Source organism: Microbacterium paludicola (genome assembly GCF_015235415.1).
In the GTDB taxonomy this organism is placed as follows: Bacteria; Actinomycetota; Actinomycetes; order Actinomycetales; family Microbacteriaceae; genus Microbacterium; species Microbacterium paludicola.
The window spans coordinates 1-22607 of the sequence record NZ_JADGLL010000009.1; the positions used below are offsets into that span (position 1 = coordinate 1).

Annotated in this window: 22 protein-coding genes, 1 tRNA gene and 1 pseudogene; 8 read left to right on the forward strand and 16 right to left on the reverse strand. The window is 70.2% G+C overall.

What is annotated here, in order from left to right:
• The 3 genes and pseudogenes from IR155_RS05690 to IR155_RS05700 form a co-directional block, all read left to right on the forward strand.
• A pseudogene (locus IR155_RS05690) lies at positions 1 to 549 on the forward strand (hypothetical protein); the annotation flags it as partial.
• A gap of 369 nt (positions 550 to 918) precedes the next feature.
• Positions 919 to 2991 (forward strand): sigma-70 family RNA polymerase sigma factor, encoded by a 2073-nt coding sequence (locus IR155_RS05695; protein ID WP_167760715.1) that lies wholly within the window; start codon positions 919 to 921, stop codon positions 2989 to 2991.
• Entirely contained in the window at positions 2988 to 3791 is an 804-nt protein-coding gene (locus IR155_RS05700) for an alpha/beta fold hydrolase (RefSeq protein ID WP_167760716.1), read from the forward strand. Before IR155_RS05695 ends, IR155_RS05700 begins: the two co-directional genes overlap by 4 nt.
• Before the next feature lie 23 nt (positions 3792 to 3814).
• On the opposite strand, the gene IR155_RS05705 is transcribed toward IR155_RS05700, so the two are convergent.
• From IR155_RS05705 to IR155_RS05715, 3 genes are read right to left on the reverse strand one after another with little or no spacing between them, the layout of a single operon-like run.
• Positions 3815 to 5728, reverse strand: coding sequence for a helicase HerA-like domain-containing protein (locus tag IR155_RS05705; protein ID WP_135113864.1), 1914 nt, complete (start codon positions 5726 to 5728; stop codon positions 3815 to 3817).
• 10 nt (positions 5729 to 5738) lie between these two features.
• Positions 5739 to 6401: a phosphatase PAP2 family protein gene (locus IR155_RS05710; RefSeq protein WP_135113865.1), complete on the reverse strand. Its 663-nt coding sequence runs from the start codon at positions 6399 to 6401 to the stop codon at positions 5739 to 5741.
• Between the two features lie 13 nt (positions 6402 to 6414).
• The gene (locus IR155_RS05715) at positions 6415 to 7734 is read right to left on the reverse strand and encodes a multidrug effflux MFS transporter (protein WP_406917160.1); all 1320 of its coding nucleotides are present in this window, start codon (positions 7732 to 7734) and stop codon (positions 6415 to 6417) included.
• Between the two features lie 138 nt (positions 7735 to 7872).
• Between IR155_RS05715 and IR155_RS05720 the strand changes: the two genes are divergently transcribed.
• Positions 7873 to 8556, forward strand: a complete 684-nt coding sequence (locus IR155_RS05720; RefSeq protein ID WP_135113867.1) for a DUF3105 domain-containing protein — start codon at positions 7873 to 7875, stop codon at positions 8554 to 8556.
• A gap of 1 nt (position 8557) precedes the next feature.
• Complete coding sequence (locus tag IR155_RS05725; RefSeq protein ID WP_135113868.1) at positions 8558 to 9220, forward strand: DUF305 domain-containing protein; 663 nt, start codon at positions 8558 to 8560, stop codon at positions 9218 to 9220.
• A gap of 63 nt (positions 9221 to 9283) precedes the next feature.
• Here IR155_RS05725 and IR155_RS05730 read toward each other — a convergent pair whose 3' ends face one another.
• From IR155_RS05730 to IR155_RS05755, 6 genes are all read right to left on the reverse strand, one after another.
• A complete protein-coding gene (locus IR155_RS05730; protein ID WP_135113869.1) occupies positions 9284 to 10237 on the reverse strand; it encodes a carbohydrate ABC transporter permease in 954 nt (317 codons plus the stop codon).
• The gene (locus IR155_RS05735) at positions 10237 to 11349 is read right to left on the reverse strand and encodes a carbohydrate ABC transporter permease (RefSeq protein WP_228066706.1); all 1113 of its coding nucleotides are present in this window, start codon (positions 11347 to 11349) and stop codon (positions 10237 to 10239) included. The genes IR155_RS05730 and IR155_RS05735 overlap by 1 nt, the downstream gene beginning before the upstream one ends.
• Positions 11350 to 11382: 33 nt before the next feature.
• Positions 11383 to 12726 (reverse strand): ABC transporter substrate-binding protein, encoded by a 1344-nt coding sequence (locus tag IR155_RS05740; RefSeq protein ID WP_135113871.1) that lies wholly within the window; start codon positions 12724 to 12726, stop codon positions 11383 to 11385.
• A gap of 204 nt (positions 12727 to 12930) precedes the next feature.
• Positions 12931 to 13311, reverse strand: a complete 381-nt coding sequence (rplL, locus tag IR155_RS05745) for a 50S ribosomal protein L7/L12 (RefSeq protein ID WP_135113872.1) — start codon at positions 13309 to 13311, stop codon at positions 12931 to 12933.
• A 51-nt stretch (positions 13312 to 13362) separates the two neighbouring features.
• Positions 13363 to 13851, reverse strand: a complete 489-nt coding sequence (gene rplJ / locus IR155_RS05750; RefSeq protein WP_135113873.1) for a 50S ribosomal protein L10 — start codon at positions 13849 to 13851, stop codon at positions 13363 to 13365.
• Positions 13852 to 14090: 239 nt separating this feature from the next.
• Positions 14091 to 14768 carry a YqaJ viral recombinase family protein gene (locus IR155_RS05755; protein ID WP_135113874.1) on the reverse strand — a complete coding sequence of 226 codons (678 nt, stop codon included), beginning with the start codon at positions 14766 to 14768 and terminating at the stop codon, positions 14091 to 14093.
• A 193-nt stretch (positions 14769 to 14961) separates the two neighbouring features.
• Here IR155_RS05755 and IR155_RS05760 point away from each other — a divergent pair, with 193 nt between their 5' ends.
• Positions 14962 to 15999 (forward strand): NADP-dependent oxidoreductase, encoded by a 1038-nt coding sequence (locus IR155_RS05760; protein WP_135113875.1) that lies wholly within the window; start codon positions 14962 to 14964, stop codon positions 15997 to 15999.
• 15 nt (positions 16000 to 16014) lie between these two features.
• Here the strand turns inward: IR155_RS05760 and IR155_RS05765 are convergent, their stop codons facing one another.
• On the reverse strand, positions 16015 to 16902 hold the full coding sequence (locus tag IR155_RS05765) for a LysR family transcriptional regulator ArgP (protein ID WP_135113876.1): 888 nt from the start codon (positions 16900 to 16902) through the stop codon (positions 16015 to 16017).
• Positions 16903 to 16977: 75 nt separating this feature from the next.
• Here IR155_RS05765 and IR155_RS05770 point away from each other — a divergent pair, with 75 nt between their 5' ends.
• Together IR155_RS05770 and IR155_RS05775 are read left to right on the forward strand one after the other, a co-directional pair.
• Positions 16978 to 17658 (forward strand): LysE/ArgO family amino acid transporter, encoded by a 681-nt coding sequence (locus tag IR155_RS05770; RefSeq protein ID WP_135113877.1) that lies wholly within the window; start codon positions 16978 to 16980, stop codon positions 17656 to 17658.
• A 21-nt stretch (positions 17659 to 17679) separates the two neighbouring features.
• Positions 17680 to 17967 carry an acylphosphatase gene (locus IR155_RS05775; RefSeq protein ID WP_135113878.1) on the forward strand — a complete coding sequence of 96 codons (288 nt, stop codon included), beginning with the start codon at positions 17680 to 17682 and terminating at the stop codon, positions 17965 to 17967.
• Positions 17968 to 18033: 66 nt separating this feature from the next.
• On the opposite strand, the gene rplA is transcribed toward IR155_RS05775, so the two are convergent.
• From rplA to IR155_RS05805, 6 genes are all read right to left on the reverse strand, one after another.
• Positions 18034 to 18726 carry a 50S ribosomal protein L1 gene (rplA, locus tag IR155_RS05780; RefSeq protein ID WP_135113879.1) on the reverse strand — a complete coding sequence of 231 codons (693 nt, stop codon included), beginning with the start codon at positions 18724 to 18726 and terminating at the stop codon, positions 18034 to 18036.
• A 14-nt stretch (positions 18727 to 18740) separates the two neighbouring features.
• Positions 18741 to 19172 (reverse strand): 50S ribosomal protein L11, encoded by a 432-nt coding sequence (gene rplK, locus IR155_RS05785; protein ID WP_135113880.1) that lies wholly within the window; start codon positions 19170 to 19172, stop codon positions 18741 to 18743.
• A gap of 180 nt (positions 19173 to 19352) precedes the next feature.
• Positions 19353 to 20378, reverse strand: a complete 1026-nt coding sequence (gene nusG, locus IR155_RS05790; RefSeq protein WP_135113881.1) for a transcription termination/antitermination protein NusG — start codon at positions 20376 to 20378, stop codon at positions 19353 to 19355.
• 93 nt (positions 20379 to 20471) lie between these two features.
• Positions 20472 to 20732, reverse strand: coding sequence for a preprotein translocase subunit SecE (gene secE, locus IR155_RS05795; RefSeq protein WP_135113882.1), 261 nt, complete (start codon positions 20730 to 20732; stop codon positions 20472 to 20474).
• 35 nt (positions 20733 to 20767) lie between these two features.
• Positions 20768 to 20840 (reverse strand) — tRNA-Trp (locus tag IR155_RS05800).
• Positions 20841 to 20999: 159 nt separating this feature from the next.
• Positions 21000 to 22463 (reverse strand): NAD-dependent succinate-semialdehyde dehydrogenase, encoded by a 1464-nt coding sequence (locus tag IR155_RS05805; RefSeq protein ID WP_233441113.1) that lies wholly within the window; start codon positions 22461 to 22463, stop codon positions 21000 to 21002.
• Positions 22464 to 22607 lie beyond the last annotated feature (144 nt).

Below are 22607 nucleotides of genomic sequence, written 5' to 3' on the forward strand. Positions count from 1 at the left end.
GCGAAGAGCCCCGCCCCGGTCAAGAGCCCCGCTCCCACGACGAGCACGGCCCCCACGCCGACGCCGTCGAAGAGCACGCGTCCCGCCGAGGGCGCCACCCCGAGCACGGCGCCGTCTCCTTCGCCGTCGGCCCCCGGCGCGTCGGTGGGCGTCACGGCGCCCGGCGTCGCCGACGTGACCGCCGGAGTCGGCAGCGGTGGGGTGTCCGTCGGCGCGGACGTCGCGGGCGGAGCCGTCGAGGCAGACGTCTCGGTCGGCGGAGACGGGATCGACGTCGGCGCGGATGTCGCCGGCGGCACCGTGACGACCTACGTCTCGGTCGGCGGAGACGGAATCGACGTCGGCGCGGATGTCGCCGGCGGCACGGTCTCGACCGACGTCACGGTCGACGGCGACGGAATCGGCGTCGGCGCCGGCGTGGCCGGCGATCTCGCCGGGGTCGGCGCGGAGGTCGGCGACGGCGTCGATGTCGGCGTGAGCGTCGGCGGGATCGATCTCGGCGTCTCGCTCGGCGGCAAGGGCGGCCTGCTCGGCCTGAAGCTCGGCTGAGCGCGCAGGCACAGAAACGGGGCTCGAGAGCCCTCCCCCGAGAATCTCTCGAGCCCCGTTGCGCCGCATCGGTCAGGATCCGGCGCGCCTTGCCCGCATGCCCCCCGGCAGTGCGAACCGATATGTGCTCTCACCTCATGAGATGCGGTGGGGCCGGTTCTATGACGCGACTTCCGAGAATTTCTTCGCGGACGTCCAGACAACTCGTCCACAGCGCAGAATCCACCCACAAACCGGGCCTTTCAGTGGCGGTTCAGGCCCGCGAGCGACGAGAATGGAGACACCAGGTGGCGCGGGGCGATCCGTTCCCGAGCGCCTGTCGCCCATCCGCCGTCCGCGCACCGGACACCATCCGTATCGAGCACACACATGACGACCCACGAAGCACCCGACGCCCCCGAGGCCGCGCCTGACGCCGACCTCGTGCTGCGGTCGCGTTCCGGCGACGCGGATGCCTTCGGCGAGCTCTGGCGTCGCCACTACCGCTCGGGTGTCGTGGTGGCCCGCTCCGTCTCCAGCACGATCGATCCGGATGACCTCGTGCAGGAGGCGTACGCCCGCATCTTCCAGGCGATCCGCCGCGGTCACGGACCCAGCGGCTCGTTCCGCGCGTATCTGTTCACGGCGATCCGCAACACCGCCGCCGCTTGGGGCCGCGCGGCGCGCGAGACGGCGATCGACGAGCTCGACACCCTCGAGGATCCCGAGACCACCGACGAGGCGACGATCGCCGCGCTCGACCGCAGCCTCACGCACTCCGCCTTCCGCAGCCTGCCGACGCGCTGGCAGGAGGTGCTCTGGTACACCGAGATCGAGCAGATGAAGCCGTCCCAGGTGGCACCGCTGCTCGCGATGAAGCCCGTCGCCGTGGCGCAGCTCGCCTCTCGCGCGCGCGAGGGCCTGCGCGAGGCATGGATCCAGGCGCACCTCAACGCGGTCGAGGACGGCTCGGAGTGCCAGTGGGCGATCGAGCACCTCGGCGCCCACACCCGCGGCAACCTCGGCGTGCGCAATCGCACCCGGTTGGACGCCCACCTCGCCGACTGCGCGCGATGCACGATCGTCGCCGGTGAGGCGCACGAGGTGGGAAGCCGCCTCGCGCTCGTCCTGCTGCCCCTCTCGATCGGCGTCTCGGCCACCGCCGCCTACCTCGCGTCGCTGCAGCGCGGCGACGCCGCGGCTGTCGCCCTCGCCGCGATGCCGTCCTCCGTCGTCGAGGGCGCGGTCGTCGCCGTCGGCGGCGCCGCCGCCGGTGTGTCGGGCGGGGCCTCCGGCGGATCGGGCGGCCCCGGGGCGGGCGGTTCCGCCTCGGCGTGGACCGTGGGCGGCCTCGTCGCCGCCGGTGCCACGGCGCTGACCGTCGCCGGTGTCGTCGTCGCCGCCTCGCTCGGGCTGTTCCCCGGGGGAGGCTCCGCGGCGACCACGCCCGCGGCCGGTGAGAACGCCGCGCCTCCGTCGACCGAGGTCGAGGCGTCGCCCGAGCTGATCGACGAGACGCCGGCCCCCGAGGATGCGTCCGCGACCCCGGAGCCCGAGGAGACCGACGCCGCGAAGCCCGGCCCCTCGCCGACGGCATCGTCCCCCGCCGTCGCCCCGCCGTCGGCACAGCCGACCCCGTCACAGACCCCTGACCCCGCGCCGACCGAGGCGCCGACAGACCGCGCCCAGCTCGCCATGACCTCGGCGGAGCGCACCGACGACGGCGCCGTCGCCCTCGCCGTCACCGGCGAGCCGAACAGCGACGTGCAGGCCTTCGCCCGCTCCGATGACGCCTCGGGCGATGGCGGGTTCTCGGTGGGCGTGCCGTTGGCCGTGGCGATGGCGTCGGACGAGGTGCTCGACGAGACGACGCTCTCGGCCGAGGGCACCGGAACGCTCGTGTTCGAGCTGACGCGCGCGCAGGCGCAGGCCGACGTGACGATCGAGGTCGTCTACGCGGGAGAGGACGAGGGGATCGCCGCGCACCGCCTGAGCGAACTCGGTGACATCCGCACCCTACTGCTCGACGAGCCGGAGCCCGACGCACCGACGCCCACCCCCACCGACAGCCCCTCGGGGACGCCCACGCCCGAGCCGACGGACACGCCGGAGCCGACTCCGACGCCCACGGAGACGCCGACCGCGACGCCGACGCCGGAGCCGACTCCGGTGGAGACGACGCCGCCGCCGACCGCGCAGCCCGAGGTATGGGCATCGTGCGGTGACGGATTCTTCGGCGGCTTGACGTGCGTGATCGGCACCGACGACCGTCGGGTGTGGGGAAGCGTGTACCTGCAGCAGCCGAACGGCGATCCCGAGCGTCGCTCGGGGATCGCGCCCGGTGTGCCGATCGAGATCACTCTCGACGGCAACACCCCGCGCTCCTCGGTGCTGTACATCCAGCTCAACGACGGCACGATCATCCACCTGGGCGCGCTCAGCGACCTCATGAACGACCAGTGAGCGTCGGCGTTCCTCCGCTCTGGAGGCGCGCCGATGCCACCGCGGACGACGGCTCGACCCTCGCGTACTGGGTCGCCGGCGAGGGCGACCCGGTCATCCTGATCGCCGGTCAGGCAGTCGAGCACGCCTCATGGCGCATCGCGGCAGAGCTTCTGCTGCACTCCGGCGAGACGGCATCACGGCAGGTCATCGTGTTCGATCACCGCGGCACGGGCGACAGCGGCAGAGGTTCCGCCGATCGCTACGAGACCCGCCTGTTCGCCAGGGATCTCGTCGCGATCCTCGATCACGCGGGGATCGAGCGCGCGGACGTCGTCGGCCATTCGATGGGCGGCCGCGTGGCGCAGTGGCTCGCGATCGATGCGCCGGAGCGCGTGCGGCGCCTGGTGCTCGTGTCGACGTCGGCGGGCGACGCGCACGGCGCGCCCCGCACCGCCGCCGCGGAGGAGGCGCTGCGCTCCGGTGATCGCGCGCGCATCGCGCGCGTGTTCTTCACGAAGCACCCCGAGTGGTTCATGCACCTCCTCGCGATCAGCGGCGACCCGAACATCCGAGGCCGCCACTTCCGCGCCAGCCGGCGCCATGACGCGCTCGCCGACCTGCACTCCGTCGCCGGGCCGACGCTCATCCTGCACGGCGGCGCCGACGAACTCGCCCCCGTCGATCACGCGCGCCTGCTCCACGACCGGATCGCGGACGCCGAGCTCGTCGTCGTGCCCGAGGCGCGGCACGGCATCCTGCTCGAGGGCGGGCCGGGCGCGCGCATCGTCGGGCGCTTCCTCGACGGCGAGCCCGTCTAGCGCACGCCCCTCAAGGGCCCGCGCTACCGGCGGCGCCCCGTGCCGAACAGGCCGCGGATCACGCCGTTGAGCAGCGTCTGCGTGGTGCGCGAGCCGAGCACCTTCTCGAGCGTCGACTTCTCGGCGCGCGACGAGGTGCGCGTCCCGCCGGTGCCGGAGGTCTTCTTCAGCAGGCGCTCGTACTCCTGCTGGGCCTTCTTCTCGGCCGCGGCATTCGCCTTGTCGATCTCGGCGCGCTGACGGGCGAGTTCCGCCTCGGTCTCGGCCCGCCGCTCCTCCTCCTCGGCCGCGTTCACCTTCGCAGTGAGGATCTCGTACGCCGACTCACGGTCGACACGCTCGCCGTACTTCGGCAGCAGCGAGGACGCGGCGATCGCGGCGTCCATCTGCGCCTCCGGCGTGGGCTCCATGAGGCCCTGGGGTGCCCGCACGCGGGTCCAGGCGACGGGCGTCGGCGCGCCCTTCTCGCTCATCACCGTGACGATCGCCTCGCCGGTGCCGAGTTCCTGCAGCACCCGCTCGAGGTCGTACCCCGACTTCGGGTAGGTGCCAACCGTGGCGCGCAGGGCCTTGGCGTCGTCCGGGGTGAACGCGCGCAGCTGGTGCTGCACGCGCGAGCCGAGCTGCGCGAGCACATCCTCGTGCACGTCCTTCGGCGTCTGCGTCACGAAGAAGACGCCCACTCCCTTCGAGCGGATGAGCCGCACGGTCTGCGTGATCGCTGCGAGGAAGTCCTTCGACGCGTTGTTGAACAGCAGGTGCGCCTCGTCGAAGAAGAACACCAGCTTCGGCTTCTCGGGGTCCCCCACCTCGGGCAGGATCTCGAACAGCTCCGCGAGCAGGTACATCAGGAACGTCGAGAACAGCTCGGGCCGGCTCGCGACGCCGGGCACCTCGAGCAGCGAGACGATGCCGCGCCCATCCGGGGCCATCCGCAGGAAGTCGGCGACGTCGAACTCGGGCTCGCCGAAGAAGACGTCGGCGCCGCCCTCGGCGAACGTGATCAGCTCGCGCAGGATGACCCCGGCGGTGGCGCTGGACAGGCCGCCGAGCTCCTTGAGCTCGGGCTTTCCCTCGTCGCTCGTCAGGTAGGTCAGCACCGAGCGCAGGTCCTCGAGGTCGACGAGCGGCAGGCCGTTCTTGTCGGCGTAGTGGAAGACGAGGCCGAGGCTCGACTCCTGGGTGTCGTTGAGCCCCAGGACCTTCGACAGCAGCAGCGGGCCGAAGCCCGTGACCGTCGCCCGCACCGGCACTCCCTTGCCGATGCCGCCGAGCGCGAAGTACTCGACGGCGGATGCGGCCGGCGCCCAGTCCTGGCCGATGCCCTTTGTGCGCGCGAGCAGCTTCTCGCTGGGCTCGCCGGGCGTGGCCATTCCCGAGAGGTCGCCCTTGATGTCGGCGGCGAACACGGGCACGCCCTTCGCCGCGAGCTGCTCCGCGAGGCCCTGCAGCGTGCGGGTCTTGCCCGTGCCGGTCGCGCCGGCCACGAGGCCGTGCCGGTTCAGCATGCCGAGCGGGATCCGGATCTGCGCCTGCGGAAGCGGGTCTCCGTTCACGAGGGCGCCGATGTCGAGCGTCTCGGCGTCGAACGTGTAGCCCGCGACGATCGCCGTCACGGCGTCGTCGTCGAGCGGCCCGGTCGCGGCGGTCGCGGCCGGCGTCTCCTCAGCCTCGGCCTCGGGGGCCGGCGCCTCGGGCGCCTCCGGGGCCGGTGCCTCGGGTGCCTCCTGCTCGACACCGGGCTCGGGATCGGCCGGAGCCGTCTCGTCGTCCGCCGCCTCACCTGCGGCGCCCTGCGCGGCCGCGGCCTGCGCGGCCGCCAGCCGGGCCTTCGCCTCCGCCGCCTTCAGGGCCGCCTCCGCGGCCTCGGCTTCCGCCTGCAGTCGGGCGAGTTCGGCCTCGGCGGCCACGACAGCGGGATCCTTCTCGGCGCTCATGGCAGTCAGCCTAGCGACGCGCCGCTCCCCCGCGACCGCCGCGTCCGGCGCGACGTTCGACGGTCAGCCCGCGCGCGAACGCGACCGCGATCAGGAGGGCGACCGCCGCCCCGATCAGCGCGCCGCCGATCGTGTCCGTCAGCCAGTGCGCCGACACGTAGGTGCGCGAGAACGCCATGAGCGCGATCCAGCAGGCGGCGAGCGCCGCCACCCACCGTCGGGGAAGGATGATCCAGAGCGCGAGCGTCAGGGTCGCGGCGTTCGCGACGTGTCCGGACGGGAAGGATCCGACATCCACCGTGACCAGGATGTCCTCCGGGCGTGCCCGGCCGAGGACGTGCTTGAGGATCTGCACCACCCCGGCGCTCGCGAGCGACGCGACCACGAAGTAGCCCGCGCCCCACGGCCGCCGGGCGACGAGGAGGACGGCAACCACGGCGAGGGGCAGCCACAGCGTCGCGATGCGGCCGCCCCCGGCCGCGTCCATGAACAGCGAGACCCAGAGCGCGAGACCGTCGGGCGTGCCGGCGAGCACGCCGTCCCACCACAGGTCGACGACCGTCGGGTCCGCGCCGGGAAGCAGCAGGCCGGCACCGAGCGCGATGCCCGCGGCGAGCAGCCCGACTCCCCACCACAGCCAGGCCCGGCTGATCCGATCCCGACGCGCGCTCATGCGGTCCCTCCCGTCAGGGGTTGAGCATCTCCACCGTGCGCGGCCGCACGACGAGCCAGAGCATCGCCACAGCGACCAGCGCGCAGCCGATCATCACCACCGCCATGGACGTGCCCGTGATCCCCTCGGGGCCCGCGACCGCGCCCACGATCGGCGAGATGAGGCCCGCGATGCCCGCGTTGCTGGCACCGAGCAGCGAGGCCGCCGTCCCGGCCGCCTTGCCGTGGCGGTCGAGGGCGAGCACCTGCGCGCACGGGAACGTGAAGCCGCAGGCGCTCATGAAGAACCACAGCGGGATGGCCGTGCCCCACAGGCCGAGCCCCAGCTGGTCGAAGACGACGATGAGCGTCGCCGCGATCACGAGCACCGCGGTGGAGCCGCCGAGCACCCACTGCGGCCCGAAGCGGGCGGCGAGGCGCGAGGCGACCTGGTTGCCGATGACGAGCCCGATCGAGTTCGCCGCGAACAGCAGCCCGTACTGGATCTCGTCGAAGCCGTAGCTCTCCTGGAACAGGAACGGCGAGGCCGACAGGTAGGAGAAGAGACCGGCGAAGGTCATCCCGCCGATGATCAGCACGCCGACGTAGACGCGGTCGGACAGCACCGACCGGTAGCGCTGCCACACGGTGCTCGCTCCGCGCTCCTGCCGCCGCGCGCGGGGAAGGGTCTCGGGGATGCCGAACACTGCCGCAGCGAGCATGACCAAGCCGTAGCCGGCGAGCACCCAGAAGATTCCCTCCCACGGCATCACGCCGAGCAGGGCGGATCCGATGAGCGGCGCGACGACCGGGGCGACCCCCGTCACGAGCGCGAGCCGCGCGAGCATCACCACAAGCCGGCGCCCGCCGAACAGGTCGCGCACGATCGCCATCGCGGCGACCGCACCGGCGGCGGCACCGAAGCCCATCGCGACGCGGGCGACGCCGAGCAGCGCGAGGTTCGGCGCGAGCGCGGCCGTGATGCTCGCGACCACGTGCAGGCCCGTCGCCACGAGCAGTGGACCGCGCCGCCCCACCGTGTCGCTGAGCGGCCCGACAAGCAGCTGGCCGAAGGCGAAGCCGATCATCGTGCCCGTCAGCGTCAGCTGGATCGCCGCCTCGTCGGTGGCGAAGTCGCGCTGAAGCAGCGGGAACGCCGGCAGGTACAGGTCGACAGTGAAGGGGCCGAGCGCGGTGAGCGCGCCGAGCAGCAGCACGTACAGCAGGCGCCGCGACGAGGAGATCGCATCGCCCGGGTGCAGCACGATGGGCGCGGTCGCCGGGTTCGGCCCGAGCGTGCGGATCGCGCCGGTGGCGGGCGGGATCGGGATGCTCCCCGTGAACGGGAGGGTGATCGAGTCTGTGCGCGGGGGCAGGGCGTCAGGCACGGGGCCCTTTCATCGTCGGGGAGAGGGATCGATCCTACGCCCACATAGCGTTCTCCGAGCCTCCGGTCAGCACTTTCGCTCCATGTGTCCGAATAGGATTGTCGCGTGTCCCCGCAGAAGCAGTCCGGCAACCCCGCGCGCCAGGCGCAGATCGAGCAGACCGTCAAGCAGCAGCGCGAGGCGAAGCGCCAGGAGAAGCTCGCCGAGTACCAGCGCCAGCTGAAGAAGCGCCAGCGCGGCAAGCTGCTCTGGTGGGTCGTCGGCATCGTCGCGGTCCTGGCGGTCGTTGCCGTCATCGTCGCGTCGATCGTGTTCGCGCCCCGGTCGTACACCGCCGGCAGCGAGGGCGCGACCATCGAGGGCGTCGAGACGTTCGATCTCGAGTCCGACCACGTCGAGGGCGTCGTCGAGTACGAGCAGAACCCCCCGGCCGGCGGACCCCACAACATCGCGTGGCTCAGCTGCGGCGTCTACGACCAGCCGCAGGCGAACGAGAACGCCGTCCACTCGCTCGAGCACGGCGCGGTGTGGATCACGTACGACGCCGACGAGATCCAGGGCGACGACCTCGAGGCGCTCCGCGAGCTCGCCCCGCGCACCTACTCGATCGTGTCGCCCTACGAGGGCCTCGACACCCCCATCGCCGTCAGCGCCTGGGAGCACCAGCTGAAGGTCGACTCCGTCGACGACCCCCGCATCGCCCAGTTCATCGAGGAGTACTGGCAGGGCGGCACCGCCCCCGAGCTCGGCGCCTCGTGCACGGGCATCGAGGGCCCCGGCAAGCTCTGACGTGTCCGGCTCCGACGAGACCGTCACCCGCCCGCGCCGCTGGCCGCTGATCGCTCTGGCGATCGTGCTCGTCGCCGGCCTGGCGTTCGCGATCGGCCGGTTCTCGACGTTCGGCGCGGCCCAGGGCGGCCCGAACGCCGCCGACATCGGCTTCGCCCGCGACATGCAGGTCCATCACGCGCAGGCCGTCGAGATGGCGCTGATCGTGTACCGCGACACCGAGGACGAGGAGGTGCGCCTCCTCTCCTACGACATCGCCACGGCGCAGTCGCAGCAGTCCGGCCAGATGTTCGGCTGGATCGAGGACTGGGGTGTGCCGCAGCACGGCTCGGATCCGCTCATGCAGTGGATGTCCGAGGACGGCGGCCACGGCCACGGCGGCTCCTCGACCGAGCCCGCGAGCGAGGACGAGCTGCGGGCGGCGATGGGAATGGCCGACGAGGACGAGCTCTCCGCGCTGCGCGAGGCGACCGGCACCGCGCAGGACTGCCTCTTCGCGTCCCTGATGATCCGTCACCACGAGGGCGCGATCGAGATGGTGGATGCCATCCAGCGGCTCGGCAGCGATCCCCGCGTGGGGCGTGTGGCGGGCGGCATGGCCGAGTCGCAGGAGCGCGAGATCCAGGCCCTTCAGTCGGTGCAGGAGCGCCTCGGCTGCAGCTGAGCGGCCTCACACGCACAGCGGCTGCGGCGGAGACCGATCGTCGCCGCCGCAGCCGCTGTCGCGTCAGCCCTTCGCCGACCCGGCGAGCAGGCCGCGGACGAAGTAGCGCTGCAGGAACAGGAACACAAGCAGCGGCACGATGATCGCGATGAACGCGCCGGCCGTGAGCAGGTGCCAGTCCTCGCCGCGCGATCCCGTCATCTGCGCGAGGAGCTTCGTGATCGGCGCGACGTTTCCGTCGGCGAAGATCAGCGCCACGAGCAGGTCGTTCCACACCCACAGGAACTGGAAGATCGCGAACGACGCGATCGCCGGCATGCTGAGCGGCAGCACGATCCGGAAGAAGATCTGCCCGTGGCCCGCCCCGTCGACGCGCGCGGCCTCGATGACCTCGTGCGGGATCTGCGAGATGAAGTTGTGAAGCAGGAAGATCGCCAACGGAAGGCCGAAGATCGTGTGCGCGATCCAGACCTGCGCGTACCCCGCCTGCCCGAAGGCCTGGATGATCGGGAAGCCGAACAGCTCGCCCCGCGAGAACAGCTGCAGGAGCGGGATGAACGCCATCTGGATCGGCACGATCTGCAGCGCGAACACCAGCACGAACAGCAGGTTCCGCCCGCGGAACTCGATCCACGCGAAGCCGTACGCGGCGAGCGTGGCGATGATCAGCGGGATGATCGCCGCCGGCAGCGTGATCGCGAACGAGTTCACGAACGCGCCGAGCATCGTCAGACCGCCCGTGCTCGAGTTGAGCGCCTCGCTGTAGTTGTCGGTCGTCCAGCCCCAGTTCTGCAGGGCCGTCCACCATCCGTTGCGCTCGATCTGCTGACGGGGCCGGAACGACGACACCAGCACGCCGAAGGTCGGCACCGTCCAGATCGCCGCGATGACGATCGCCGCGATGGTGGCGACGGGCGACGTGAGCCGCCGCTTGGTGTCGCCGAGCACCGGCTTCCTGCCGTTCTTCGCCGTCGTGACGGCCTGGGTCGTCGCCACGACCTCCTCTGTGGCAGCCATCACCGCACCTCCCTCTGCGCCCGGAGCTGTCTCGCGTTGTAGATGACGAGCGGCAGCACGAGGATGAACAGGATGACGGCGTACGCCGCCGACCGTCCGGGTTCGAAGCTCCGGAACTGCTGGTACATCTCGTTCGCGAGCACCGAGGTGTTGTTGGCGCCGGCGGTCATGGTGCGCACGATGTCGAAGATCTTCATCGACGCGATGGCGATTGTCGTCAGCACCACGATCAGCGAGGGGCGGATTCCCGGCACGACGACGTTCATGAACCGCTCGAAGCCGTTCGCGCCGTCGAGCTCGGCGGCCTCGAGCTGCTCGGTCGGCACGCCCTTGATGGCGGCGGAGAGCACCACCATCGCGAATCCGGTGTAGATCCAGACGAACACGATGATCAGGAACAGCGTGTTCCACGGCTGCACCTGCAGGAACGGGACGGGGCTGCCGCCGAGCCACACGATCAGCTGGTTCACGAAGCCGATCTGCTCGGCGTCCGCCGGACGCGCCGTGTACATGAAGCGCCAGATGATCGACGCGCCCACGAACGAGATCGCCATCGGCAGGAACACGAGGATCTTGTAGACCCTCTCCCCCCGCGTCTTGTCGATGAAGTACGCGTACACGAGACCGATCACGGTCGAGAGCACCGGCGCGATCAGCACCCAGACGATCGTGTTCACGACGGTCCGGATCCCCTGCGGCTGCGTGAAGATCCACAGGAAGTTGTCGAAGCCGACGAACGCCGTGCCGCGCGAGTTCATCATCGACTGCGCGAACGTCTGGATCACCGGGAACACGAGCCCGACAAGCAGCAGGATCAGCGCCGGAGCGAGGAACCCGAACAGCTGGAAGAGCGTTCCCGCTCCGTCGCGGGAGCGCAGGTCGAGCCAGAAGAACAGCGCGCCGAGCACCCCCGCCGCGATGATCGCCCATGTGTACGACTGAAGCGCCCACATGATGCCGAGCGGGATGAGCACGCACGCGGCGAGCCGGATGATGGTGTACATCCGGCCCGCGCGCGGCGCGATCTCGATGAAGAAGAGCAGGATGCCGACCGCAGCGACGAACACCCCGATGATGATCGGGATCTCAAGCCACGGCGACAGTGTGCTCAACCATGTGAGGAATGACGCCATGGTCGTCGGCTGCTACTCGGCCGGCCAGCCGGATTCGATCTGCTCCAGCACCTGCGACGTCTCGGCTCCGTTCACCCAGTCGCGCATCCCCTGCCAGAACGAGCCGGAGCCGACGACCGAGGGCATGAGGTCCGAGCCGTCGAAGCGGAACGTCGTCTCCTCGCTCTGCAGGATCTCGATCGCCTCCTTGAGGATCTCGCTCTGCGCGTTCTCCGGGTCGAGGCCCTTGTTGGCGCTGATGACACCGCCGAGCGAGACGCGGGAGTTCGCCCACTCCGGGCTCGACAGGTACTCCTGCACCTTGACCACAGCCTCCTCGTCGCTGAACGCGCCGACGATCTCGCCACCACCCGTGACGACCTCACCCTCCGCGCTGGAGTCGTACGGCGGAAGCATGAACGCCCAGACGTCGCCGTCGGGGGCCACCTCGCCGCCGGCCTCGACGATGAAGCCGTCCAGGAAGGACGCCTGGTGCGTCAGCATGCAGTCGCCCTCGACGAGTGCCGTGGCGACGTCACCGAAGGGCGTCGTGCCGATCGAGGCGACGTCACCGAAGCCGGCGTTGACGTAGTCGGGGTTGAGCAGGATCTTCGCAGTCTCGTCGAAGGCGCTCTTGATCTGCGGATCCGTGAAGGGCACCTCGTTCGCCACCCACTGGTCGTAGACCTCGGGGCCGGCCTGACGCAGGACGAGGTCCTCGATCCAGTCGGTTCCCGGCCATCCGGTCGCCGCGTCCGATCCGAAGCCGGCGCACCACGGCGGGTTGCCGGTCGCGTCGCGCATCTCCTGGGTGAGATCGAGCAGACCCTGCCAGTCGGTCGGGACCTCCCAGCCGTTCTCCTCGAACACGCTCGGCTGGTACCAGACCCAGCCCTTGACGTTCGCCATGAGCGGCGCGCCGTAGATCTTGTCCTCGAAGGTGGCGTAGCCCTCCCAGTCCTCCGCCCAGTTCTCGCGGAGGTTGTTCACGACGCCCTCGGGGGCCTCGAGCAGGTAGCCGCGGCTCGCCATGTCGGCGAGAAGACCGGGCTGCGGGAAGATCGCCAGGTCAGGCGGAGTACCGCCCTGCGCACGCACGGCGATCTGGGCCTCGAACTCCTGCGACCCCTCGTACACGATGTCGATGTCGTTCTCCTCCTCCCAGTCCGCCCAGGACTGCTCGAGGAGTTCCTGCTCCGCGTCGATGATCGTGCCGTACACGGTCACCTGGTTGTCTCCGCCGCCGCCGTCTCCGCCGCCGCCGTCTCCGCCGCCACCCTGCACTCCGGGGCCGCCGCTGCAGCCCGCGAGTGCGAGCACGGTGATCCCTAGGCCGGTGGTCGAGAGGATGAGCCTCTTTCGCTGTGCAGTCGACATCGTCTGCTCCCGTCTGTCGTCGCGCGATCCTGCCGCGCGCCTTTCCCTCGGGTTCGGAGGGCTGTGCCGCCGACACTAGTAGCCCCCGGGATCGCGGACAACGATCCCCGAGTCACGGGAGTGTCACGGACTGAGCGGCAAGCCCGCAGACGACGAAAGCCCCGGGAGATCCCGGGGCTTTCGCGCGAAGTGAATCCGAATGGATTACTTGAGGGTCACCGTGGCGCCGGCGGCCTCGAGGGCCTCCTTGGCCTTGTCGGCGGTCTCCTTGTTCGCACCCTCGAGCACGGCCTTGGGCGCGCCGTCGACGACGGCCTTCGCCTCGCCGAGGCCCAGCGAGGTGAGCTCGCGGACGGTCTTGATGACCTGGATCTTCTTGTCGCCGGCGGCCTCGAGGATGACGTCGAACGAGTCCTTCTCCTCGACCTCTTCGGCAGCGGCGCCACCGCCGGCACCGGCGACGGCGACGGGAGCGGCAGCGGTGACCTCGAACTTCTCCTCGAACGCCTTCACGAACTCGCTGAGCTCGATGAGGGTCAGTTCGGAGAACTGCTCGAGCAGCTCCTCGGTGGTGAGCTTCGCCATGATGTATCTCCTAGATAGATAAGTGGTTTGTGGGGATGAAACGCCGGCTGCTTACGCGGCCTGAGCGGTCTCGAGCTTCTCGCGAAGAGCGTCGATGGTGGCCGCGGCCTTGCCCATCGTGGCCTTCATCATGCCCGCCGCCTTCGCCAGCAGAACCTCGCGGCTCTCGAGCGACGCGTACGTGTTGACCTCGTCGGCGGAGAGGGCCTTGCCCTCGAACACACCGCCCTTGATCACGAGAAGCGGGTTGGCCTTGGCGAAGTCACGCAGCGTCTTGGCGGTGGTGACGAAGTCACCGTGCACGAACGCGATGGCCGACGGACCCTTGAGGTCGTCCTCCAGCGAGTCGAAGCCCGCAGCCTTGGCGGCGATCTTCGTCAGCGTGTTCTTCACCACGGCGTACTCCGCGTCCTGACGGATGTTGTTGCGCAGCTCCTTGAGCTGGGCAACCGTCAGACCGCGGTACTCGGTCAGCAGGACGGCGTTCGAGCTCTCGAAAGACTTCGTGAGCTCGTTGACCGATGCATCCTTCTGCGCCATGGTCACTCCTTGGTGGGTACGAGATGCCTCACGGCGGTGAGGCACCGACCGAGGACCACCCCCGAAACGCAGAAAAGCTCCGGCGCAAGCGCACGGAGCTCAGATCCGGAGATCTCATTCGTACACCTGCGCGGGCCCCTGCGATGCAGTGCTTCGATCGTTCCGCGCAAGCGCGAGAAGATGACCGGCGGTCTTCGGCTTCGACAAGCTTAGCACGCCGTGCGGGCGCCCCCGAACCGTCAGTCGGACAGCGCGAGAGCGCGGAACATGTCGCGCTCGCGCAGGCGCTCGCGGTTTGACGCCGGCGCGGGGGCGACCTCCGCGACGGTCTTGCCGGTCGTGCGCTGGTAGAGCTCGTCGATGAGCCGCGTCGCCAGGCGGACGAGCTGGGCGATCTCGCGATCGTCGCGCTCGATCCACGTGCACTTCGGCTCGTCGTGGAGCGGCTGGAAGTCGCGGTGCTCCTCCCACACGAACAGCGTGCGCTCGGCACCGAGCACGTGCTGCTGCCACCAGACCTGCCGCAGATAGCTGCGCGGGATCGAGCGCCACGACTTGTTCGTGGTCTTGATCTCGGCGAGCGCGACCCGGCCCTGCGCATCCACCCCGATGCCATCCGGCGTCGCGAGGTGGCGCTTCTCGACGACGGCGTGGAACAGCGCGCTCGAGGGCTGGATGCCGTGGGTCGCGGCGACCCACGCGGCGATCTCCGGCTCGCGCCGGCGGCCGTGGTCCGTGTAGGAGTTGCCGGAGAAGCGCGAGCCCATCAGCTTCTGGTCGGCGGCGCGGGCGATCGACTTGTCGCTCGCCGTGAGCGAGGCGACATCCGTCGCGGTGATTCCCCGGGCGCGAGCCCTGAGCCACGCGACCCGGTCGCGGGAGTCCGCGAGGATCCGGGCCTGCAGTTCGGGGGTCACCCATCGACCCTAACCCCGGCGGCCGACACCATCCTGACGCAACGCCCGCGGGTCGCCATCCCGCCTCCCGCACCGGCGCCGCGGATCTGTTTCACCGCCGAAACACCCGCGAGACATTGGACGGGTTGACTCTCGATACGAGGGATCGGGCGACGACGCACGATCCGCTGGAACGCCGAGAAGGGGACGATCGATGAGATTCCGCCCGGCACGCACGATCACTCCGCGCTCGGCAGGCCTCGCCGGCACACTGCCGGCGCCTCCCCCCGAGCAGATGCGCGCCGTCGTGTACGACGGACTGGGCGACGCGTCCATCCTGCGGGTGGAGACGGTCCCCGCGCCGGTGCCGGTCATGGACGAGGTGCTCGTGCGCGTGGTCGCCGCGGGCGTGAACCCGATCGACGCGAAGACCCGCGCGGGCCGGGGCGTCTCGCACGCCGTCGGCGCATACCCGGCCGTGCCGGGGTTCGACTTCTCGGGCGTGGTCGTCACCTCGCCCTACGAGGCGCATCCGCTTCCTCCCGGCACCGCGGTGTACGGCATGGTGGCAGCCCCGCGCACGCCGGGGAGCTACGCCGAGTACGTCGTCGCGCCGTCGCTGTCGCTCTCCGCGAAGCCGGCGTCACTGTCGCACGCCGAGGCCGCGGGCGTGCCGCTCGCGGCCCTGACGGCGTGGCAGCTTGTCGTCGAGACCGCCCGCGCGCACGAGGGGCAGCGCATCCTGATCCACGCGGGATCGGGCGGCGTCGGCCACTTCGCCGTGCAGTTCGCCGCGTACTTCGGGGCGCACGTCACCGCCACCACGTCCTCGGCGAACGGCCCCTGGCTGCGCGAGCTCGGCGCCCAGGTCGTGATCGACTACACGACGACGCGCTTCGAGGGCGTGGTGACCGACGTCGACGTCGTGATCGACCTCGTCGGCGAGGCGCATGCGCACACAGGGCGCCGCTCGCTCGGCGTGCTGCGCCCGGGTGGTCTGCTCGTCGTCGTCCCGACCGGCAGCTGGCCCGAGTATGCCGAGGCCGCCGCGGAGGCGGGAGTGCGCGCGACCAGCTTCAAGGTCACGCCCGACGGCACCGCGCTCGGGACGATCGGGCGGCTGCTCGACTCCGGCGCGATCCAGGTCTACATCGAGAAGGTGTTCGAGCTCGAGGACGCCGCCGAGGCGCATCGTCAACTCGAGCTCGGCCACACCCGCGGCAAGCTCGTGCTGCGGGTCTCCGCCGACTGATCCGGATCCCGCGGATCAGTCCTGCTCGAGCGCGGCGCGGGCGGCGGTGATGACCGCCTCGCGGATGTCGGCGAGCAGCGGGGACCGCAGGTTCCACTGCTGCCAGTACAGCGGCACGGTGATGCGCGGCCCGTCAAGTCGCACGAGGCGGCCGGCGTCGAGCGATGACTGCGCCTGCATCGGCGGCAGCAGGCCCCATCCGAAGCCGAGCCGCACCGCGGTCGCGTAGTCCTCCGAGGCCGGGACATAGTGCCGCGGCGGACGGGTCGGGTCGACTCCCCGCTCCTCGAGCCACTGCGTCTGCAGGTCGTCGGTGCGGTCGTAGTCGACGACGGGAGCTGCGGCGAGGGCGTCGAGCCCGGATCCCGCCGGGAACCAGCGCTCGATGAAGGCGGGCGATGCGACCGGGTGGTACACGGTCGATCCGAGGTCCGTGACCACGCAGCCGGCGATGGGGTCGCGCTGCGAGGTGACCGCGGCCGTCACCGTTCCCGCCTCGAGCAGTTCGGCGGTGTGATCCTGGTCGTCGCGGTGAAGCTCGAGCGCGATGTCGTGCGCGTGAAGCACCGGCTGCAGCGCGGGGAGGAACCACGTCGCGAGCGAGTCGGAGTTCACCGCGATCGGCACGTGCATCCGACCAGGGCCCTCGAGCCCGAGCTCCACGCCGGCGTCGTGGCCGAGCAGGGCGTACTGCCGCGCGAGTCGCACGACGACCGCGCCGGCCTCCGTCGCCCGCGCCGGCTTCGCCCGCACGACGAGTACCCGGCCGAGCTGGCCCTCGAGAGCCCGGAGCCGCTGGCTCACCGCGGACGGCGTGATGCGCAGCCGCCTGGCGGCGCCGTCGAGGCTCCCTTCGTCGACGATCGCCGCGACGGTGGCGGCCAGATCGGGCGCGATCAACATGAAGCAGTCCTTAATCGAGCGAAGAATCTTGAACGTCGCTTTTGATCATCGCACGAACGCTCCTACCGTCGAAGGGTGCTCACCGCCTTCTTCGCCGGCCTCGGCCTGTGCCTCTCGCTGATCATCGCCCCGGGCGCGCAGAACGTGTTCCTGCTGCGGATGGGCGTGCAGCGGCGCCACGTCATCGCGCTCGCCGTGACCTGCCTGGTGAGCGACGCGATCCTGATCACGGCGGGCGTCGCCGGGTTCGGCGTGGTCGTCGAGCACCTCCCCTGGCTGTTCGAGCTCGTGCGCTGGGGCGGCGTCGTCTTCCTGGCGGCATACGGATTGATGGCCGCCTGGCGGGCGCTGCGCCCGCAGGAGCAGTCGATCGTGCTCGACGAGCCGGCGGCACCGGTCGCCGCTCCCGCATCCGACCTCGGCGGCGGCACCGCGACGCTGGTGCGCGTCGCCCAGACCGCACCCTCCCGCACGCTGGCGCCGGCGATCCTGTCGTGCCTGGCGATCACCTGGCTGAACCCGCACGCCTACCTCGACACGGTGTTCCTCGTCGGTTCGGTGTCGGCCGGCTACGGCGACCTGCGCTGGGTGTTCGGCGCCGGCGCCGTCGTGGGAAGCGCGATCTGGTTCTCGCTGATGACGGTCGCCGCACGCTTCGCGGCGCGCTGGCTGCGCTCCCCGCGCGCATGGCGCATCCTCGACGCCTTCATCGCCGTCGCGATGCTGCTGCTCGCCGCGGGGCTCGCCGTCGCCTGATCCGCGCGCCACGATGGAGGCATGACTCCTCGGCAGCTGTGCGTCCACGTCATCGTCCGCGGCCGGGTGCAGGGCGTGGGGTTCCGCTTCGAGACGCGCGCACAGGCCCGGCGCCTGGGCGTTGCCGGGTGGGTGCGCAACCTCGCGGACGGCTCCGTAGAGGCCCTCGTCGAGGGCGAGGTCGCGGCCGTCGACGCGCTGCTCGCCTGGATGGAGCACGGGCCGGCGGGCGCCGCGGTGACGTCGCTCGACACCTCCCCCGCAGAGCCGACCGGTGCGAGCGGCTTCGAGATCCGTCGCACCGCCTGATCCGGATCATCCGGGAATGCGGAAGGGGCCCCGCCTGGCGGCGGAGCCCCTTCTGCGATGCGCGAGTTACGCGATGACGTTGACGTCCAGCGGGATGCCAGGGCCGAACGTGGTCGACACGGCGCCCTTCTGGATGTAACGGCCCTTGGAGCTCGACGGCTTCAGGCGCACGATCTCGTCGAGCGCGGCCTGCAGGTTGGCGTCGAGCTGCTCGGCCGAGAACGACGCCTTGCCCACGATGAAGTGGACGTTGGCGTGCTTGTCGACACGGAACTCGATCTTGCCGCCCTTGATCTCCTCGACGGCCTTGGCCGGGTTGGGGGTCACGGTGCCGGTCTTGGGGTTCGGCATCAGGCCGCGGGGGCCGAGGACCTTACCCAGACGACCGACCTGGCCCATGAGCTCCGGCACGGACACGGCCGCGTCGAAGTCGGTCCAGCCGGCGGCGACCTTCTCGATGAGCTCGGTGCCGCCGACCTCGTCCGCACCGGCCGCGATGGCGGCCTCGGCCGCGGGGCCGTTGGCGAAGACGATGACGCGGGCGGTCTTACCCGTGCCGTGCGGCAGCATGACGGTGCCACGCACCATCTGGTCTGCCTTGCGCGGGTCGACCGAGAGCTTCAGCGCGACCTCGACGGTCGAGTCGAACTTCTTCGAGCCCGTCTCCTTCGCGAGGGCGACGGCCTCGGTGGGCGTGTAGAACTTGCCGGCCTCGAGCTTCTCGACGGCGGCAGCGTAAGCCTTGGACTTGGTAGCCATGTTGGTTATCCCCCTCAGTCCTCGACCGTGATGCCCATGGAGCGGGCGGTGCCGGCGATGATCTTCGAGGCGGCCTCGATGTCGTTCGCGTTCAGGTCGGGCTGCTTCGTCTTGGCGATCTCGGCGACCTGCTCCTTGGTGAGCTTGCCGACCTTGACCGTGTGCGGCGTGGCCGAGCCCTTCGCGAGGCCGGCGGCCTTCTTGATGAGCTCCGCGGCCGGCGGGGTCTTCAGAACGAACGTGAAGCTGCGGTCCTCGTAGACGGTGATCTCCACGGGGATGACGTTGCCGCGCTGCGACTCGGTCGCGGCGTTGTACGCCTTGCAGAACTCCATGATGTTGACGCCGTGCTGACCCAGGGCCGGGCCGATCGGCGGCGCCGGGTTGGCTGCACCGGCGTTGATCTGAAGCTTGATCAGGCCGGTCACCTTCTTCTTCGGTGCCATTTCCTCTTCCTCTCATCGAGCGGATGCCGGTTGCATCCGCTCTCCCGCACGCAGGACCATCCGGAGATCCGGATCCTGCGAGCGGTGTCGTTCGCGCAGACATGGCGCAAACCAGTAGATCTTAGCAGAGCAAGAGGGGGCCGATCCTGTGGATCGACCCCCTCGCGCTCGTGAGAAGAACTAGACCATCTTGGTGACCTGGTCGAAGCTGAGCTCGACCGGGGTCTCGCGCTCGAAGAGCGAGACGAGGACCGTGAGCTTGCCGCTCTCGGGCTTGATCTCGCTGATCGTGCCGGGAAGGCCCGCGAACGAGCCCTCCTTGATCGTGATCGTCTCGCCGGTCTCGAAGTCGACCTCGGCGGGGATGACGCGGGCCTGCGTGGCGCTGCCCTTGGGGGCGCCGCTCTTCGCCTGAGCCTGTGCTTCCTTGATCTCGACGAGGGGCTTCAGCATGTTGAAGGCCTCCTCGAAGCGCAGCGGCGTCGGGTTGTGGGCGTTGCCCACGAAGCCGGTGACGCCCGGCGTGTGGCGCACGACCGACCAGGTGTCCTCGTTGAGCTCCATGCGCACAAGCACGTAGCCGGGGATGCGCACGCGCGTGACCATCTTGCGCTGGCCGTTCTTGATCTCGACGACGTCCTCCATCGGGACCTCGACCTGGTAGATGTCGTCCTCGACCTCGAGCGTCGACTTGCGCTGCTCGATGTTGGCCTTCACCTTGCGCTCGAAGCCGGCGTAGGAGTGGATGACGTACCACTTGCCCTCGAGCGAGCGCAGCTCCTGGCGGAACGCCTCGTACGGGTCGGCGTCCGCATCCGCGTCGGCGTCAGCCTCATCCTCGTCGCCGTTCACGTCGGGGCCGTCGTAGGGGGCGACCTCGGTGGCCTCGGCGGCCTCGCGCTCGGCGGCCTCCTCCTCCACGGAGTCGTTCAGCACCTCGGCGGCGGCCTCGACCTCTTCGGTCTCGTCGATGTTCAGGGCGTCGTTCACGATCGCGTCAGCCTCCGGGTCGTCGATCTCGATGTCTTCGTCGCTCACTTCGTCGTCCTCGTCATTCGGGCCGTCGATGTGCATCGCGAGGTGCTCGGCGGAGTCGCTGGCGTGCAGGTTGGCGTACAGGACGTTGCCCTCCTGGGCCTCGTCCTCCTCGCTCGACTGCTCGGCTGCCGGCGCCCAGTCGGCGTCGTCGACGTGCTTTTCAGACACTGGCGTTCATCTCTTCCGTTCAACGGCGGATGAGCGGGTGCGCTTCATCCGCATGCTCACCTGCCGAGACAGGACGAGCGATGCGTCAGCAGGTCAGGCCGGGACTCCGAAGACGACCGTCGTGACCCACGAGAAGAGGTAGTCGAGACCGTAGACAAGGGCCATCATCACGACCACGAATCCCAGCACGACAGCCGTGAACTTCAGCAGCTCCGAGCGGGTCGGAGTCACGACCTTGCGGAGTTCGGCGATGACCTGGCGGAAGAAGATCACGATCCGTGCGAAGAAGCCGGGCTTCTTCTCACCGCTCGTGCCTGCCGCGACGACGTCGCCGCTTGCTGCGTCCTGGACCATTGACTGCCTTTCGTGAGTCAGCTGACGCTGACGCGCAGGGCGGACAGGAATCGAACCTGCAACCTGCGGTTTTGGAGACCGCTGCTCTGCCAATTGAGCTACCGCCCTAGAGATCCGTCGGACCCCTGGATCATCCGCTCCCCCGCCCGTCCGGAAGCCGGGCACGGCGAAAGAATGCAGATGACAACTGCCACACAAGCATACGGCATGCCCTGAGACCCCGCGAACCGTGGGGCCGCCCGCGCGTGGCGCCGGACGCGGGCTGCGTCAGGCGTTCGGGAGGAACGTGTACTTCGTGGAGAGGTACTCGTGGATTCCCTCGAAGCCGCCCTCGCGGCCCACGCCCGACTGCTTGACGCCGCCGAACGGGGCCGCGGCGTTCGACACGACGCCCGCGTTGAGGCCCATCATCCCCGTCTCCAGGCGCTCGATCATCCGGTGCCCGCGCTGCAGGTCCTCGGTGTACACGTACGACACCAGGCCGTACTCGGTGTCGTTCGCGAGGCGCACGGCATCGTCCTCCGTGGCGAACGTGGCGATCGCCAGCACCGGGCCGAAGATCTCCTCGCGCAGGATGGCGCTGCCCGGCTGGACGCCGGTGACCACCGTCGGCTGGTAGAACGTGCCGGGGCCGTCGAGCCGCTCGCCGCCCGCGACCACCGTCGCGCCGCGCTCTGTCGCATCCGCCACCAGCTCGACCGCCTTGTCCACGGCATCGGAATCGATGAGCGGGCCGATCTCGACCCCCTCCTCCGTGCCGCGACCGATCTTCATCTTCGTGACGCGCTCGGTGATCCGCTGCGCGAACTCCTCGGCGACCGACTCGTGCACGATGAAGCGGTTCGCCGCTGTGCAGGCCTGGCCGATGTTGCGGAACTTGGCGAGCATCGCGCCGTCCACCGCCTTGTCCAGGTCGGCGTCCTCGAACACCACGAACGGCGCGTTGCCGCCCAGTTCCATCGACACCCGCAGCACGCCCTCCGCGGCCTGCGCGATGAGCTTGCGCCCGACCTCGGTCGACCCGGTGAAGGAGAGCTTGCGCAGCCGCGGGTCGGCGATGATCGGCGCCGACACCCGGCTCGACGACGCCGAGGTCACGACGTTCACAACACCCTTCGGAAGGCCCGCCTCCACGAGCAGCTTCGCGAAGAACAGCGTCGTCAGCGGGGTCAGCTGCGGGGGCTTGATGACCACCGTGCAGCCCGCGGCGAGCGCCGGCGCGATCTTGCGGGTCGCCATCGCGAACGGGAAGTTCCACGGCGTGATGAAGAACGACGGCCCCACCGGACGCTGCGACACGATGATCCGGCCCGTGCCCTCCGGGTTCGAGCCGTAGCGGCCCGCGATGCGCACGGCCTCCTCGCTGAACCACCGGTTGAACTCGTTGCCGTATGTGACCTCGCCCTTCGCCTCGGCGAGGGGCTTTCCCATCTCGATCGTCATCAGCAGCGCCACGTCATCCGCGCGCTCTCGGACGAGCTCGAACGCGCGACGCAGGATGTCGCTGCGCACGCGCGGCGGGGTGTTCGCCCACTCGTCCTGCACCGCCACGGCCGCATCGAGCGCGGCGATCCCGTCCTCCTCGGTCGCGTCGGCGACGTGCGCGACGACCTCGTTCGTGGCGGGATCGCGCACCTGGAAGGTCTTCCCCGACGAGGAGTCGACCCATTCGCCCCCGATGAACAGGCGGGTGTCGACCTCGTCCAGCAGCGCCTTCTCGCGTTCGTTCACGGTTCTCCTCCGAGTTCGCGTCTGTCTCAGTCCGCGATCGCGTCGGCGCCGACGCCGCAGACCGTCCTGCACTGCCGACATTACGCCTGCCGCCGGGGGCGGGCGCGCGACCGTAACGGCTCTCATGCGACGGGGCATCAGCTA

What these genes read in the sequence shown, in the direction of transcription:
- IR155_RS05695 (WP_167760715.1), top strand. Translation starts at nt 919, where the DNA reads ATGACGACCCACGAAGCACCCGACGCCCCCGAGGCCGCGCCTGACGCC.
- IR155_RS05705 (WP_135113864.1), bottom strand. Translation starts at nt 5,728, where the DNA reads ATGAGCGCCGAGAAGGATCCCGCTGTCGTGGCCGCCGAGGCCGAACTC.
- IR155_RS05710 (WP_135113865.1), bottom strand. Translation starts at nt 6,401, where the DNA reads ATGAGCGCGCGTCGGGATCGGATCAGCCGGGCCTGGCTGTGGTGGGGA.
- IR155_RS05730 (WP_135113869.1), bottom strand. Translation starts at nt 10,237, where the DNA reads ATGGCTGCCACAGAGGAGGTCGTGGCGACGACCCAGGCCGTCACGACG.
- IR155_RS05740 (WP_135113871.1), bottom strand. Translation starts at nt 12,726, where the DNA reads ATGTCGACTGCACAGCGAAAGAGGCTCATCCTCTCGACCACCGGCCTA.
- rplL (WP_135113872.1), bottom strand. Translation starts at nt 13,311, where the DNA reads ATGGCGAAGCTCACCACCGAGGAGCTGCTCGAGCAGTTCTCCGAACTG.
- rplJ (WP_135113873.1), bottom strand. Translation starts at nt 13,851, where the DNA reads ATGGCGCAGAAGGATGCATCGGTCAACGAGCTCACGAAGTCTTTCGAG.
- IR155_RS05760 (WP_135113875.1), top strand. Translation starts at nt 14,962, where the DNA reads ATGAGATTCCGCCCGGCACGCACGATCACTCCGCGCTCGGCAGGCCTC.
- IR155_RS05765 (WP_135113876.1), bottom strand. Translation starts at nt 16,902, where the DNA reads ATGTTGATCGCGCCCGATCTGGCCGCCACCGTCGCGGCGATCGTCGAC.
- IR155_RS05775 (WP_135113878.1), top strand. Translation starts at nt 17,680, where the DNA reads ATGACTCCTCGGCAGCTGTGCGTCCACGTCATCGTCCGCGGCCGGGTG.
- rplA (WP_135113879.1), bottom strand. Translation starts at nt 18,726, where the DNA reads ATGGCTACCAAGTCCAAGGCTTACGCTGCCGCCGTCGAGAAGCTCGAG.
- rplK (WP_135113880.1), bottom strand. Translation starts at nt 19,172, where the DNA reads ATGGCACCGAAGAAGAAGGTGACCGGCCTGATCAAGCTTCAGATCAAC.
- secE (WP_135113882.1), bottom strand. Translation starts at nt 20,732, where the DNA reads ATGGTCCAGGACGCAGCAAGCGGCGACGTCGTCGCGGCAGGCACGAGC.